Origin of the sequence: Bacillus sp. AR4-2, assembly GCF_008274865.1 — a bacterium.
Taxonomy (GTDB): domain Bacteria; phylum Bacillota; class Bacilli; order Bacillales; family Bacillaceae_G; genus Bacillus_A; species Bacillus_A cereus.
This window is the reverse complement of the sequence record NZ_CP031062.1, coordinates 2,213,740-2,227,676: the sequence shown is the minus strand read 5'-3', so window position 1 is coordinate 2,227,676 and position 13,937 is coordinate 2,213,740. Positions and strand designations below refer to the sequence as shown.

The window sequence follows — 13,937 nt, the reverse complement described above, 5'->3', positions numbered from 1 at the left end:
ACTAAAAAACAATCATGTAAGTAACGAACGTACAACCAATCGAAAACAATATAAATCTAAAAAACAACTGAGCTTTCGATGCAAACGATCCATCAATGAAAGAAACAACTACCGTAAGCAAAACGCTTGCCGCAATACTTGTAACAAGCCAGATACTATGCATTTGTGATAGATTTAGCATGCCTAATAAAGGGACAAAAAGTAAATTTGCACAAATCACTCCAAATAATAATAAAAATACGCCTTTATAACTAAATTTTATATTCATTCTATTTCCCCCTTTCTAGTTTTAATGTGAAAGAAGTGATAGACAAAAAGTCTATCACTCAAAATAACAGCGTGCAGATTAAGGATTAACAGATTCCCCGTCACCATTTTTTTCAATTTCAAGCATATTTTTGTCGTACATTTTAAAGAATGGTAAATAAATAAGGAACGATATTGCTATATTTATAAAAACTAATACAATCGCACGCCAATCTCCACCTGTTGCTAAATATGCACCAATTGGAGCAGGTAGTGTCCATGGCGGCATAATATGCGTTGGTGTTACAAATCCCATCGCAGTTGCTGAATATGCAACAGTTGCTGTTACAAGTGGTGTAATGATAAATGGGATAATTAAAATTGGATTTAGTACAATCGGTAATCCGAATATGACTGGTTCATTAATATTAAAAATACCCGGAACAATACAAGTTCTTGATAATGCTTTCGAATATTTCGATCGACCAAATACAATCATAGCTAATACAAGCCCTAACGTCGCACCAGAACCGCCAATCCATATAAACCATTGATATAACGGCTCTGGTGAAATAAATGGCAACTGATCTGCTCCACTAGCAACTGCTTCACCATTTTTCCCTAGGTATACTTCCCATAATGGCCGAGCAACAGTTCCAACAACCGACACACCATGGATTCCGAATGACCAAAAAAACGTAATTAAAAACACTGGAATCATTACACCGAAGTAACTATCCCCAGCTTTTACTAATGGTGCTGCTAATTTATCAACAACATGGTGTAAATCAATGCTAAAAACGACAGTTACTAGACTCATTATAATAATAACGAATGCTGCAGGTATAAGTGCTTCAAATGAACGCGATACAGATGGCGGTACTTGTTCTGGCATTTTAATCATCACATTTTTCTTCTTACAAAACCTTAAAATCTCTACGGATAAAATAGAAACAATCATCGTCACAAATAATCCATGACCTCCGAGATTTGTCATCGGAAGCATAAATCCTTTTTTATCAATTAACTCAGGCGTTAATGTTAAAAGTAGTGAACATACCGCGAGCTGTGCTCCTGATAAAGCATCTAATTTATAACTTTTCGCTAAATTATATCCTATTCCAAATGCGATATATAAGGACATAATAAACATGGTTAAACGATATGGTATCAATATACTTGTTTGATTCTTTAATGCCCAAACTGATATAAAACTATCTTTCGGCAGTGGTGGAAATGCTACTATTAAAAAGAAGCTTCCTACTATAATAAATGGTAACGCCGAAATAACTCCATCACGGATTGCTTGTAAATGTCTCTGCTCAGAAAGCCTTGCCATCGGTCCAGATAAGTTTTTATCAAGAAACGTGACAAACTTATTCATAACGTTTCCCCCTAACTGATTAATTCATTTACAGTTTTTAATAAAGTCGGGCCGCCAAGCGGTGTGTATGCTTGCGGCGGTATGATGCCACACGGAATAGATTCCTCCTCTGCAAATTTTTTTACAGAGTCAAATCGGTGTCTTATTTGAGGTGCCACCATTACGACATCCCAGCCATTCTTTACTTCTTCCTCTACCTCATTCGTTCCAATTGCATGCACTTCCATGTTCACACCATTTTTCTCCGCTTCTTTTTTTAAAGCGTTTACAACAATTGCACTGGACATTCCTCCAGAACAGACGAACAAAACTTTCATTTATTAATCCTCCTATACTTATAATTTATTACCCTTCAAATGAAAGGAAGTTTCACTTTACTAACAAGCATATGAAGTAGTAAATGAATTTAGTTATAATGAAAGTAAATTTCATTAAAAATATTTTTCCTATTAAATTAATGTTTCAATATGCAATTTTCTCTATTGCAAAGTCAACCTCGCCTCATATATTATTTTAAATAATCATATGATAGGGAGGCGTATAAATGATCGTTAAACGTTTATTAATGATATGTTGTATCGTCATCTTGTTCATCCCTTTCTCTTTCATTCCCCCTCACTCTACTTATGCTGAAGTAAATACTACGTACAAAAAACATGAATTACGTGCTGTATGGATTGCATCTGTTCTGAATATTGATTGGCCCTCAAAAACTGGCTTACCCATTGAAAAACAGAAACAAGAATTTATAAGATTATTAGACGATGTAAAAAGCACTGGTATGAATGCAGTTGTTGTACAAATTAAACCAACCGCTGATGCTTTCTATCCTTCAAATTACGGTCCTTGGTCTGAATACATTACAGGAACACAAGGAAAAGATCCTGGTTATGACCCGCTCGCATTTATGATTGAAGAAACTCATAAAAGAAATATAGAATTCCACGCTTGGATTAACCCATACCGAATAACGATGAATCACACCGATATAAATCGATTATCAAATAATCACCCTGCAAGGCAACATCCCGATTGGGTTGTCCCTTATGGCGGAAAGTTATATTACAATCCCGGTATTCCGGAAGTGAAAAAATTTATAACAGAAGGCGCTTTAGAAATCGTACAAAATTACGATATTGATGCGCTGCATATGGATGATTATTTTTACCCATATAAAGTAGCCGGTGAAGAATTTCCAGATCAGAAAACGTACGAAACATATAATAATGGTAGATTTACAAATATAGAAGATTGGCGACGTAACAATGTAAATGAACTTGTAAAAGATTTAAATACTGCTATAAAACAAGAAAAATCATATGTAAAGTTTGGTATTAGTCCGTTCGGCGTATGGCGAAATATAGCTGACGATCCCACTGGCTCTAACACAACCGCAGGCCAAAGAAACTATGATGACCTTTATGCTGACACACGTGAGTGGATACAAAAAGGATATATTGACTACATTACACCGCAAATATATTGGAATATAGGTTTCACCCCAGCTGCATATGACATATTAGTAGATTGGTGGGTTAAAGAAACAAATAACAAACCGATTCACCTATACATTGGTCAAGCGGCCTATAAAATTAATAATAACTCCGTCCCTGCTTGGTCTGATCCAGAAGAATATCCAAAACAAATTGCATTAAACCGGCTATATCCTGATATAAAAGGTAGTATGCATTTTAGCTTAAAAGATATTAATAACAATCCACTCGGAGTTAAAGATAGACTTTCAAAAAACATATATAAACATCCTGCATTAATCCCGCCTATGCCTTGGCTTGATCATGATCCACCAAAACAACCGACTTTAAAAGGCGCCATTCCAAGAGATGAAGGTATTGCAATCGGTATCATTGACAATAGAGATAATGATTCTGCTTATTACGCTATTTACCGCGTGAATGGGAAAAATGAAGTGGATATACAAAATCCCAAAAATTTACTTACTACTGTAAGAAAAACAAAACTTGGAGAAATTTATGTAGATAAAACCGCTATTTCCGGAGAAACGTATACCTATGTCGTAACTGCAGTTGATCGATTGCATAATGAAAGTGTGGCTTCTAGTCATACTACCGCTAGTGCAAAATAAAACCTCATAAAAAAAGCGCCTTAAAGCTGTGATACTTAGCTTTTAAGGCGCTTTTTGTTATTTATTCTTAAACTTCTCAGTCGCTGCCCTCATCTTCACATTTAAATCGTGATCAATCGAGTCGCGAATATCTCGCTCTACTACTTCCATTTCTTTTTTGAAATTTTCCAAGTAGATCTTCAGTTCTTCTTCCTTCTCTGGTCTTTGTGAAGGTGGTAATTGTACTACCAACGATAACATGGCCGTTAAATCTTTCATTAAGAATGTTTCAAGTTTATGTTGTTGTTCAAACATGCGTTGCTCTTGATAGTACGGAAGTGCATTTAATACCGAAATTGTAATATCATCAACCGTTCTTTGTAATGAAGGATTTATTGAGCGTTTATACGCTTGAATTGTATTTAATGCGTCTGGATAACGGTCATAAAAATACAATTTGTAAAATGATAAGTCTGTCGGTTTTACAGTTTGCTGCGTTTCTTGTCTTAAGAAATCTTTCACTTTCATCGCAGCCACATCAATATCTTCATTCGTAAGCTTTTTCGTAGTTTTTGCCATTACATGCACTTTTTTCTGCTTTTCTTTCGGTAACATCGAGAAGACTTGCTCTCTCGTACGTTGACCTGATGCACAAAATAGAGTATTTAATGTATTTTGTTCTTTCTTTCCTTCGGTGCGAATCCAGCGATAAAACAGTGGATGTTGTGTAAATTCTTGTAGAAACGGTATTGATTTGTTTGATATCTTATCTAGAGAATCTTGCGCTCTTTTATATGGCTTCGTCCATGAAAAATACAGTTTCCGCCCGAAGTATACGACTAAAACAACGACAGTAAATGCTATTAAAAGCAATGTACCGAGTAGTAATAGTACTGTTTGAATGAAACTCATTTGTTCACCTCCTCTAATAATCCGTTATTTCCTTGGACGCTGAATGAGTTTCTGCTTCATCTCATCATTAAATGTGTCTAGTTCAATAACGAACTTCTTGCTTGACTCAATAATACGTTCTGACGATTTTTCAGATGCTTCAATTGCAGCGAACACATTTTGGAATGATTCACGTAATTTATCCATGCTAATAGCAGGGTTTTCAAGCAATTTCGTCGTTTCTTCTGTATTTTGTTTTAACGCTTGAGAATTACTTAATACCATCGATTCAATTGCTTCATTCGTCGCATTTACGGCATCAATTGTTTTCCGTTGATTCGTTAATGCAAGCTGAATAGCAGCTGAAACTGTTACAACGTTTTGTGTCATCGTAATCGCATTACGTATCGCCTCTGTTAATTTTTCATTATTTTTCTTAATGATGTCTACAGAAGCTATAGATTGTAATAATACACTTTTCGCTTGCTGCATATTACGTGTACGTACAAGTATCTTTTCTAATGCATCGTTAATTAACGGAATATCCCTTTGACGCTCTGGGTTTTGTTTCTCAGCTTCAAGCATGCCAGCAAGCTTTTTCCCTAAGTATACTTGTTTATCAAGCGCATGAATTTTATCGTGCGATTGTTCTTTTAACATTTCAAGACCAACTGTATCCTCTTGTAAGTTATCACGACCAATTAGAAGGGATCTAATAATTTCCTCAATTTGCTTATCTATAGATTGATATTTATGCACGTATGTTTCAAGTGGATTTTTCTTAAATACTTTAAACATAATTTTCTTCATACCACTTGCTTTTAATGAATTCGGATCAAGCTCTGATACTACTTTGCGTAATTCTAACAATGTATTTGGAATTTCTTCATTCTTTCCATTCATCATCGCTGTGACAGGACGTTTTAATGCTGATAACGTTTGTCCTGCTGCTTGTTGTTCTTTATCCCCCAAATCTCCTAGCTGCGACAATACTTTCGATAAATCTGTATTTTGCTCGCTATTTAACTTTTGTACATAAAGATCGGCTTCTTTATTTAATTCATCAAGTTCTTCATCTTTTATAACTGTATCAACTACTACTTCTACATTATTATCTTTCACAATTGATACGGGTTCTTTTTTCTCGAGTTCAGTCAACAAAATCGCTCCTTTATTTATATGTGCGAATTTATGTGCACTATATTTCATCTAATATATTGTATTTCATTTGCAAACAGCCTATATGAAATCAATTTTCAAGAAATACCTGCTTATGCAGTCATTCCCTGTTTCTTACTATAAGTATACCTGTAAACAACATAATTTTCCTCAGACTTAAGACCTAGAGACCGACATGCTGAAGGCGGATTCTTCGTATGTTACGTATATAAATTACGTCCTTCCCATACTACTGCACGCAATCTTTTGACATACACCCTTTTTCAATGTGATAATTATATTACACTCAATCCTATTTCTTCTTACGCGCTACAAATGCTCCCTTTTGAAACGCTAATAACACTGTTTCAAACGTATCATCTTCTTCAATCATTTTTATAAACTCATCTAATTCACTTGCATGAGAAGTTGCATTATCAACAACAAGAAAACCTTTTGGTTGTAACATACGTTTTATATGTTCAAGCCACCACATGTATTGCGTACGCTCTGAATCTAGGAAAATAAAATCAAATGAATCATCTAGTTGTGAATCTAAAAATGCCCCTGCTTCTTGATTGTGAACATCAATCCTTTGTAAAAGGTTTGCCTTTTCAAAATTGATAAGTGCCTCTCCAACTCGTTCTGAAGAAAGCTCTACAGTTGTTACATTTCCATTTGTTTCTTCTACCGCATTAGCCAACCACAATGTAGAATAACCATTAGAAGTTCCAATTTCTAAGATATTTTTTGCATTACACCCTTTTACTAAAATTGATAAAAATTGCCCCATCTCACGAGAAACATTCCGTAATTTTTCTTCCCTTGTTTTTTTATTTCGATCATGCTCTTCTCCATATTGTTCAAGTTGCAATAATAATGAATCTACTGTATCCATTCTTTTCATCGCCTTTCCAAGCAATATGATGAAAAAGCTCTTGCTGCCCGTCTACTTTTTATTATATGCGAAACAAAAACCTTTTTCCTGTTATATGACAAAGATTTATAATTTTTTATAGCATATTGTTTCGTTTTTTGGTAAAGTTAATTTCTACGTGCAATTATTCCATTCATATTATTTCATATAAAAATTGCAGTTATTAAATTATATAAACCCCATTTAAATGAATCGGTATTTCAAATTCAATTAAGCGCCCTTTTCGGACGCATTTTCTTTGTTTATATATTTCCAGAAGAAAGGATGCTTACAAATGAACGTGATTAGCTTAGATGCTGCTCGAAAACGAAAGCAGCATAAAAAATTAATGATTACTATACCGATTATTACACGTATTTATGAAGAAGACGGGGAAATTAAATTTGAGGTAGCTGGCGAAAAAGATGTACCTCTTGAAATGTTAGAAAAATAATAAAAAACGCATTTCTGAAGAAATGCGCTTTTTTATATTTTTACATTTAAATGCATAAGTTTTTCAGGATTAACCATCATATAAATATTTGAAATCTTCTCATCCTCAAATGCAAACGAAAGAACATATGTTACTTTATTATTTATTGTAACTATAACTCCTGGTATACCATTTACCATTTTGAAATCAACAGTGTACTCTTCTGTCAATCGTTGTGCAATCCCAAAGAACAAACGTATAATTCGATTTGCAGAATAAATTGGATTGATCGCAGTCGTAACTTTACCGCCACCATCAGCTTTGAGTATAGCATCTGTTTTTAATACTTCCAACATACCTTCCGTATCCCCACACTGTAATGATGCTACAAACTTTTCAACATAAGAAGCCATTTTCTCCGTGCTTAATTTTGATTGCTTCGGTTTCTCCAACATACTTTTTCGTGCACGTTGAAAGATCTTCCTGCAGTTCACACTACTCTTATCAACAATTGAAGCTATTTCTTCGTATTCATAACTGAAAACCTCTCTTAATATGAAAACAATCCTTTCTACCTCAGATAGTTGTTGTAAAAGTAATAAATATGCGGTGGAAAGGGATTCTTTCATTATAAATGACTTTGATGGCTCATCACTCTCTTCTACAAGTGGCTCTGGTAACCACATCCCTACATACACGTTACGTTTATGCGCTGCCGATCGTAATTTATCAATTGAACGATTTGTCGCCATCTTACATAAATATGCTTTCATATTTTCTATAGATTGTGGATCTTCTATATTATTTAGCGAGATAAATACATCCTGAACGATATCCTCAGCATCCATAACACTCCCAAGGATTCTGTATGATAACGAAAATAATAATGATTGATACGCTTCATATAACTGCTCCGTTTCCATGATGAACTGCCTCACTTTCATATTGCTTTAAAATGTGTAACGCTGCACGTTTCCCGCTTGCTACCGCAGCATCAGCTAATATTTCATCATGCCCTGCCCAATCTCCTGCAACATAAACACCTGGCATTTCAGGTATATTAGGACCCGGCTTTTCAACACGGTCAATATGAGGAAAACCATGTACTACTGTTATTTTCGGTAAATATTGCTGTGCAACAACTTCTCTTTTCCAATTTGGATGTAACAACTCCATCGTACTTTCCAACTGTTCTTTATCTTCATGAATATGATTCATCTCTAGCACAGGATTATGGTACTTAATTAGACTCACTGCAATTGATCCGTCTTCACTTAATTTAGCTGCTCTCGATTGATTTGTGAAAAATATAGGTTGATCTAATCCTAATACAAATTGATGTGTAGGATTGGGTAATTGTCTCAAGCCAATATCTAATGCACCAACAGTAACCGGTACCGATTGTTCACTCCATTTATGCAAACTTGTTCCTTCTGCACCTTTTATTATTTTACAAGCCTCTTTCGGCGGAGTCGTCACGATGACTGTACCTACTTCAAAAACCTCATCATCAACACAATGTATTCTTTGTTTACCTTCGGAATGCTCAATTTCCACAACATGCTTTTTAGCCAAAAACTGCACCCCGATATCATTCGCTATAGCTCTTAATTTTGTTATTATCGTCTCCCAACCACCATCTACATAAAGCACTCCTTCTTTTATAGAAAGCTGTATTTGCTTTAGTACAGATGATGCTAATTGTATTGTAGGAGCAAACGTATATGTTGTTGTCCGGCATAGCGCATAAAATATATTGCGAACCATTGGATCTTTTATTTCATTTTCTGCCCATGTAGTTAGACTCATTTTCGGAACTTCTCCTACATCTAAATTTCCTAAACGAATCATAAGACGTGAGAATTGTACTTTTGCAGACCAAGAAAGTAGTGGTGTTGATAAAATTGAGCGAAAATCTGTTGGGATGGTGAATATATCCCCTTTCCATATTCCATGTGCTTTTGTAGATGGTATTCCACCTGGAAGAGTCATACCGAGCTCATTAAAAGTTATAAACGCTGCCCCGCCTCTATATAAAGCATGTGCACCAAGATTCATGCAGATTCCATTTTTATTTGTAGTCATCCCTCGGCCACCGAATTGACTGGACTTTTCTAATACAATCACTTTCCTTCCAACTTTCGCTAAATATATAGATGCTGTTAATCCAGCAAGCCCACCGCCAACAATTGCTACATCAAATTTCTTCATAATAAAATCCCTCCTTAATCGTTCTACATACAAGACGAACGATTAAGGAGGGATGTGACATAAAAATAAATTTTTATTACCCTACTATATTTCATTACTTTTTAATTCGGTCATATTGCATACGAAATAACTCAATTGCAAATGGAATATCCTCTTCACTCTTTAAATAATAACTGATCCATCCTGATTCAGGTAATACGTGATGTGGTTTTACCAAGCCTTGCTTCACTAATTCATCTCGCTTTAACTTCGGAAATGGTAAATCAGCTAATTTATCACCATGAAGATGGCCAAGTTCTTTCTTGCCATAATTTATTTCAATACCACCAAATCGATGCGGTTTTTCAGAAACACCCGCCCAGCTAAGTACTTCATTTCTAATCATTTCACTAAATGACATAAACATTCACTCCTTATAAATGATTGATGTAATTTTAAATTAACATTTTCATTACTTTTTTCCATCAATCCAAAGTATGAATGGGAATACGAATATAGTTTAGTCTTAACACCTTATTCTTTATGGAATAAGTGAATTTATTAAGCTACCGACAACAGCACAAAACAAAGACTAGACACATATCCTAATTTTGTAACCTAACTTCCCTATAGAAAGGCGGGTAATATAATTGACTGCAAACATCGACTATACCTCCCCCTCAACCAATTTTACTTATGATGTAAATAAAAGTAATTTTTTTCGGAAAGATGCCCAAAATTATATAAATGTACTTGGTATTAAACAATTAAATACTTTAGAAAATACTTCATTATTAGATATTTATTTAAGTACAGGAAATTTTGTAGAACCACATATTCATCAAAATGCAGCTGAACTTGTTTATTGTATTTCAGGGTCTGCTGTTGTTTCTTTACTTAATCCATTTACGAATCAAATATTAAACTTACCGATAAAACCCGGGCAAGTTGCCAACATTCCACAAGCGTGGTGGCATTATGAAATTGCTACAGCAGATAATACTCATTTATTAGCTATTTTCAATGCTCCAACTCCAGAAGTTATTTTCGGTTCTGACATTTTAAGGTTAACTCCGGCTCATATGATGGCCCATACTTACTGTCTCAATGAACAACAATGGAAACAAGCGGTTTCCCCTATTCAATCAACTACTGTAATTGGTCCTCCGGCAAACTGCAATCAAAACCGTGAAATGAAAAATTATCCAACCCAGCCCCTCGCTCAACAACAGAATCCGTATCACCAAGATTCTTATTGCTTTCCTCTTTACTGGGGCTATTAATTTGTAAATTTTCAAAAGAATCATCATTTATCTCCTAGGAAAATACCAAGGAGATTTTTTTATTGTATCTTCTCTTCCTATTAAAAATAGTAACAATTGATAGTGTACATACATATAATATTTATATATTAAATTGGAGGTGATAGTACTATGAGTAATTATAACTATCGAAAAAACTACTCTTATAATAAAAATAGTAGCTCTTCAGCATCCTCTCAATCTTCCAATTCTCAATCTTCCAATTCCCAATCGCAAAGAGACTTAGCCGAGCAAGGCTATGTAAAGAAAAAAGGATGTAACTGTAATAAAAATAAATAGTTTATTTTATGGATGAATTCTTTTAAAAGAATTCATCTTTTTTTACTGACCGGAAATTTTTAAAGTTACATAACTTATTCCTTAAATGAGAAAGGGTAACTTATACTTTTTTATACGAACTTAACAAAGAGTAATTGTTCAATTGATTTATTACTTATTTCCCCAAAAAATATAGTCCTTCCTAAATTTATTAGGAAGGACTATATACAAACCCCTGTTTAATTTCCTACTAAATGTAACAAATTAAACGATATTAATACCTGCACTTACAAATCCAGCAACTGCAGCTATTGGACTTGCTGCTGTTAATGAAACATATAACAGTATTTTATCCCCGGCTGCTACTGGAATAGCTTCAGGTATGATTCCTGATGCTGTAGAACCAATCGCTATTGCGGCAAATGCTGGTGTTAATAATAGAGGTGCGCCTTGTACTGTAAACGTATTGCTTGCTGCAGGTGCAGTTAATATTTGTATTTGCACTTGAACAGGTGATAATGGAGCTAATGCAGCTGTTGCACTAAAGAAACCTGCTAATGACGTAATAACCCCTGCGCGTGGTGCTACAAATGCATAATCACCTACACCTAATGCTAATGTGATACTTGTTCCACCCGTTAATGCTATACCAGGCTGACTAAATCCAAATCCAAGAAGAGTTCCTGTATTAGCTACTAACGCATTAACTAACGCTGCTGGTGTTGTACCTGAAGCAAACGGAATAATAGCTCCGCCACCAGTTGCACCTGTTGCACCTGTTAAGCCTGTTGCACCAGTTAAACCTGTTGCTCCTGTTGGACCTGTTGCTCCTGTTGGACCTGTTGCTCCCGTTGCTCCTGTTAAGCCTGTTGCACCAGTTAAACCTGTTGCTCCCGTTGGGCCTGTTGCTCCCGTTGGGCCTGTTGCTCCTGTTAAACCTGTTGCGCCACCAGTACCTGCTGGACCTGTCGCTCCTGTTGGGCCTGTTGGACCTGTCGCTCCCGTTGGACCTGTTGCTCCTCCTCCTGGACCTGTTGGACCTGTTGGACCTGTTGCTCCTCCTCCTGGACCTGTTGGACCTGTTGGGCCTGTTGGGCCGCCTCCTGGAGTAGCACCAATTAATTGAGTTAATAAGTTTAATAAAAGTTGTAAACTTGCAGGGTCAATAATTAAAGAGAAGAAGAATGGTGCAAGAGCACTGTAGAATTGTTGTAATAAAGAAAGTAATTGACTTAGATTTGGGTTAGGAGATTGTAGTAAATTAATAATACTTTGAATTAATTGTTTTAAGAAGTTTCCTTCTGGAGAAGGTGCTAATTCATTTAGTAAGTTCAATAGTTGAGTAAACAAATTGAGTAAAGCTAATCTGTTTGCATCACTTGGATTTGCAAAAAACGCTGCAATAGCCGAAATTAAAGAGTTTAGTAAAGTAATTAATCTACCTAATTGCTCACTAGTAATTGGAACTGTTTGTGGATTGTTACAACATTCTGGAGTGAAAACAATCGGATTATTGCAGTGGTTATGACCAAAACAATTATTACTTGTCATTTATGTCCTCCTTACTTGTTTTATATTTGAGTTTTTCCTATTATAAGGATCATAAAGTTGTAAAAGAGTATCTGTTATATATTGACTTAAAATAGGAAACATGAAATATAATTAAACTTGCAAACGCTATTTAATTATGTTCATGACTCACATATTAATTATATGTTTTTAATAATTGACTGCTTAGATTAAATACCTAAACTTAAGAGTTTATTTTATTTTTCCGCATTTATCTCTTAGGTTCAAAGACACATTTTAATTTGAATACAAAAACCGAATTTACGATTTACATATATTCCGCAAGTAACAACATCATTTTTTCATATACATAAAGAACACTTCTTTACTAAAATTGGGCTCCCCTTTTAAAGGGGAGCCGTTTCTATTATAAAAAACTCTCATACAATATAGTGGACAAGTTATTTTATACTTCGTTCTAATAAAATATTGTAAGGAGTGAAAATTAATTGCCTATCATTCAACCATTTATGGCATCTAGAAGATTTACATCTACACTAGGAGCCGGCACAGGTACAGGTGCGGCTTTTGCAATTGCTGCCACAGCTTGTTTAAACGATGCGGGTACTACTGCAACCGCTTTTCCGACTTTCACGTATTACAACTTATATGTGAACGGTATTCTTCAACCAAGCGTGAACTCCAGTGTTACTACTGGTCCTACTGGTGCTATTACAATTCCTGGTGGGGATGCATTAGACGGCGGAATTCCAATTACAATTGAATTTATCGTCACTTAATGTTAACGAATGTAATTCAGAACAAAAAAGACAGATTCCTTTTCATTAAGAATCTGTCTTTTTTAATTAATAATAATAAATTGTAAAATAATTGAAGAACCTTGCGATGGTGGTTGGTTATCCAATAAAGTTAGTTTACCAGTACTAACTTCATAGAATGGTTGTGGTTGCAAAATTCCATTGATAAACAAATTTATATACGAAACCTCACTAGGTGAAAGTATATTCGTTGTACCATATTGAGCTATGCCATCTGCATCTGTATATATAAGTTTCTCTCCATCTGAAAAAGTGTAAAATAACAAATTAGTTGTTGTTATAGGGCCAATCCCCCCAGTAGGACCTGTTGCTCCTGTTACACCCGTTGCTCCTGTTGCTCCCGTTGCTCCTGTTGCTCCTGTTGCTCCCGTTGCTCCTGTTGCTCCTGTTGCTCCTGTTGCTCCTGTTGCTCCTGTTGCTCCCGTTGCTCCTGTTGCTCCTGTTATTCCTGTTGCCCCCGTTGCTCCTGTTGCTCCTGTTGCTCCCGTTGCTCCTGTTGGAATATATATTGGTGGAAGAGCTGGAAATGTAGGTCCAATATTCTCAGGTTCTATCTTACCTTTATTTATTGATAATTTATCATTCCGCTTCAATTTAATTCCTCATTCCACATATTTTTAATTAACTTACATAAGTATGAGTCTATTATTAAGGAATACTTTCATAACTATTCTTTTTTCTTTCCAAATGATTCATACAGTTATTAAA

15 protein-coding genes are annotated in these 13,937 nt (G+C 35.2%); 4 read left to right on the top strand and 11 right to left on the bottom strand.

Translation table 11 applies throughout. The features are described 5' to 3' along the window. Position 1: 1 nt before the first annotated feature. The 3 genes from DN399_RS11560 to DN399_RS11550 form a co-directional block, all read right to left on the bottom strand. Entirely contained in the window at positions 2-268 is a 267-nt protein-coding gene (locus tag DN399_RS11560; protein WP_001021963.1) for a hypothetical protein, read from the bottom strand. A 78-nt stretch (positions 269-346) separates the two neighbouring features. After that, complete coding sequence (locus DN399_RS11555; protein WP_001032280.1) at positions 347-1,630, bottom strand: PTS sugar transporter subunit IIC; 1,284 nt, start codon at positions 1,628-1,630, stop codon at positions 347-349. Positions 1,631-1,641: 11 nt separating this feature from the next. Beyond that, positions 1,642-1,947 (bottom strand): PTS sugar transporter subunit IIB, encoded by a 306-nt coding sequence (locus DN399_RS11550; RefSeq protein WP_000865907.1) that lies wholly within the window; start codon positions 1,945-1,947, stop codon positions 1,642-1,644. Positions 1,948-2,174: 227 nt separating this feature from the next. On the opposite strand from DN399_RS11550, the gene DN399_RS11545 reads away from it, so the two are divergent. Continuing rightward, positions 2,175-3,734, top strand: a complete 1,560-nt coding sequence (locus DN399_RS11545) for a glycoside hydrolase family 10-like protein (RefSeq protein WP_149149572.1) — start codon at positions 2,175-2,177, stop codon at positions 3,732-3,734. Between the two features lie 57 nt (positions 3,735-3,791). On the opposite strand, the gene DN399_RS11540 is transcribed toward DN399_RS11545, so the two are convergent. The 3 genes from DN399_RS11540 to DN399_RS11530 form a co-directional block, all read right to left on the bottom strand. Next, positions 3,792-4,625, bottom strand: a complete 834-nt coding sequence (locus tag DN399_RS11540; RefSeq protein WP_000008372.1) for a DUF3974 domain-containing protein — start codon at positions 4,623-4,625, stop codon at positions 3,792-3,794. A gap of 24 nt (positions 4,626-4,649) precedes the next feature. Then, positions 4,650-5,762, bottom strand: a complete 1,113-nt coding sequence (locus tag DN399_RS11535) for a toxic anion resistance protein (RefSeq protein WP_000137402.1) — start codon at positions 5,760-5,762, stop codon at positions 4,650-4,652. 313 nt (positions 5,763-6,075) lie between these two features. Then, a complete protein-coding gene (locus DN399_RS11530; RefSeq protein ID WP_046393153.1) occupies positions 6,076-6,669 on the bottom strand; it encodes an O-methyltransferase in 594 nt (197 codons plus the stop codon). A 304-nt stretch (positions 6,670-6,973) separates the two neighbouring features. On the opposite strand from DN399_RS11530, the gene DN399_RS28060 reads away from it, so the two are divergent. Continuing rightward, positions 6,974-7,132, top strand: coding sequence for a hypothetical protein (locus DN399_RS28060; RefSeq protein WP_001100984.1), 159 nt, complete (start codon positions 6,974-6,976; stop codon positions 7,130-7,132). A 32-nt stretch (positions 7,133-7,164) separates the two neighbouring features. On the opposite strand, the gene DN399_RS11525 is transcribed toward DN399_RS28060, so the two are convergent. The 3 genes from DN399_RS11525 to DN399_RS11515 all read right to left on the bottom strand — a co-directional run bounded on the left by DN399_RS11525 (position 7,165) and on the right by DN399_RS11515 (position 9,722). After that, positions 7,165-8,034: a sigma-70 family RNA polymerase sigma factor gene (locus DN399_RS11525; RefSeq protein ID WP_046392690.1), complete on the bottom strand. Its 870-nt coding sequence runs from the start codon at positions 8,032-8,034 to the stop codon at positions 7,165-7,167. Next, on the bottom strand, positions 8,012-9,322 hold the full coding sequence (locus tag DN399_RS11520; RefSeq protein ID WP_149149571.1) for a phytoene desaturase family protein: 1,311 nt from the start codon (positions 9,320-9,322) through the stop codon (positions 8,012-8,014). The genes DN399_RS11525 and DN399_RS11520 overlap by 23 nt, the downstream gene beginning before the upstream one ends. Before the next feature lie 94 nt (positions 9,323-9,416). Further along, positions 9,417-9,722, bottom strand: a complete 306-nt coding sequence (locus DN399_RS11515; protein WP_000010319.1) for a luciferase domain-containing protein — start codon at positions 9,720-9,722, stop codon at positions 9,417-9,419. 229 nt (positions 9,723-9,951) lie between these two features. On the opposite strand from DN399_RS11515, the gene DN399_RS11510 reads away from it, so the two are divergent. Further along, positions 9,952-10,584 carry a cupin domain-containing protein gene (locus DN399_RS11510; RefSeq protein ID WP_149149570.1) on the top strand — a complete coding sequence of 211 codons (633 nt, stop codon included), beginning with the start codon at positions 9,952-9,954 and terminating at the stop codon, positions 10,582-10,584. 561 nt (positions 10,585-11,145) lie between these two features. On the opposite strand, the gene DN399_RS11505 is transcribed toward DN399_RS11510, so the two are convergent. Beyond that, positions 11,146-12,432 (bottom strand): exosporium glycoprotein BclB-related protein, encoded by a 1,287-nt coding sequence (locus DN399_RS11505; RefSeq protein ID WP_149149569.1) that lies wholly within the window; start codon positions 12,430-12,432, stop codon positions 11,146-11,148. Positions 12,433-12,899: 467 nt separating this feature from the next. Between DN399_RS11505 and DN399_RS11500 the strand changes: the two genes are divergently transcribed. Further along, complete coding sequence (locus DN399_RS11500) at positions 12,900-13,190, top strand: DUF4183 domain-containing protein (RefSeq protein WP_001121647.1); 291 nt, start codon at positions 12,900-12,902, stop codon at positions 13,188-13,190. A 62-nt stretch (positions 13,191-13,252) separates the two neighbouring features. Here DN399_RS11500 and DN399_RS11495 read toward each other — a convergent pair whose 3' ends face one another. Next, positions 13,253-13,822: a DUF4183 domain-containing protein gene (locus DN399_RS11495; RefSeq protein ID WP_149149568.1), complete on the bottom strand. Its 570-nt coding sequence runs from the start codon at positions 13,820-13,822 to the stop codon at positions 13,253-13,255. Positions 13,823-13,937: the final 115 nt, after the last annotated feature.

What these genes read in the sequence shown, in the direction of transcription:
- DN399_RS11560 (WP_001021963.1), bottom strand. Translation starts at nt 268, where the DNA reads ATGAATATAAAATTTAGTTATAAAGGCGTATTTTTATTATTATTTGGA.
- DN399_RS11555 (WP_001032280.1), bottom strand. Translation starts at nt 1,630, where the DNA reads ATGAATAAGTTTGTCACGTTTCTTGATAAAAACTTATCTGGACCGATG.
- DN399_RS11550 (WP_000865907.1), bottom strand. Translation starts at nt 1,947, where the DNA reads ATGAAAGTTTTGTTCGTCTGTTCTGGAGGAATGTCCAGTGCAATTGTT.
- DN399_RS11545 (WP_149149572.1), top strand. Translation starts at nt 2,175, where the DNA reads ATGATCGTTAAACGTTTATTAATGATATGTTGTATCGTCATCTTGTTC.
- DN399_RS11540 (WP_000008372.1), bottom strand. Translation starts at nt 4,625, where the DNA reads ATGAGTTTCATTCAAACAGTACTATTACTACTCGGTACATTGCTTTTA.
- DN399_RS11530 (WP_046393153.1), bottom strand. Translation starts at nt 6,669, where the DNA reads ATGAAAAGAATGGATACAGTAGATTCATTATTATTGCAACTTGAACAA.
- DN399_RS28060 (WP_001100984.1), top strand. Translation starts at nt 6,974, where the DNA reads ATGAACGTGATTAGCTTAGATGCTGCTCGAAAACGAAAGCAGCATAAA.
- DN399_RS11525 (WP_046392690.1), bottom strand. Translation starts at nt 8,034, where the DNA reads ATGGAAACGGAGCAGTTATATGAAGCGTATCAATCATTATTATTTTCG.
- DN399_RS11520 (WP_149149571.1), bottom strand. Translation starts at nt 9,322, where the DNA reads ATGAAGAAATTTGATGTAGCAATTGTTGGCGGTGGGCTTGCTGGATTA.
- DN399_RS11515 (WP_000010319.1), bottom strand. Translation starts at nt 9,722, where the DNA reads ATGTCATTTAGTGAAATGATTAGAAATGAAGTACTTAGCTGGGCGGGT.
- DN399_RS11505 (WP_149149569.1), bottom strand. Translation starts at nt 12,432, where the DNA reads ATGACAAGTAATAATTGTTTTGGTCATAACCACTGCAATAATCCGATT.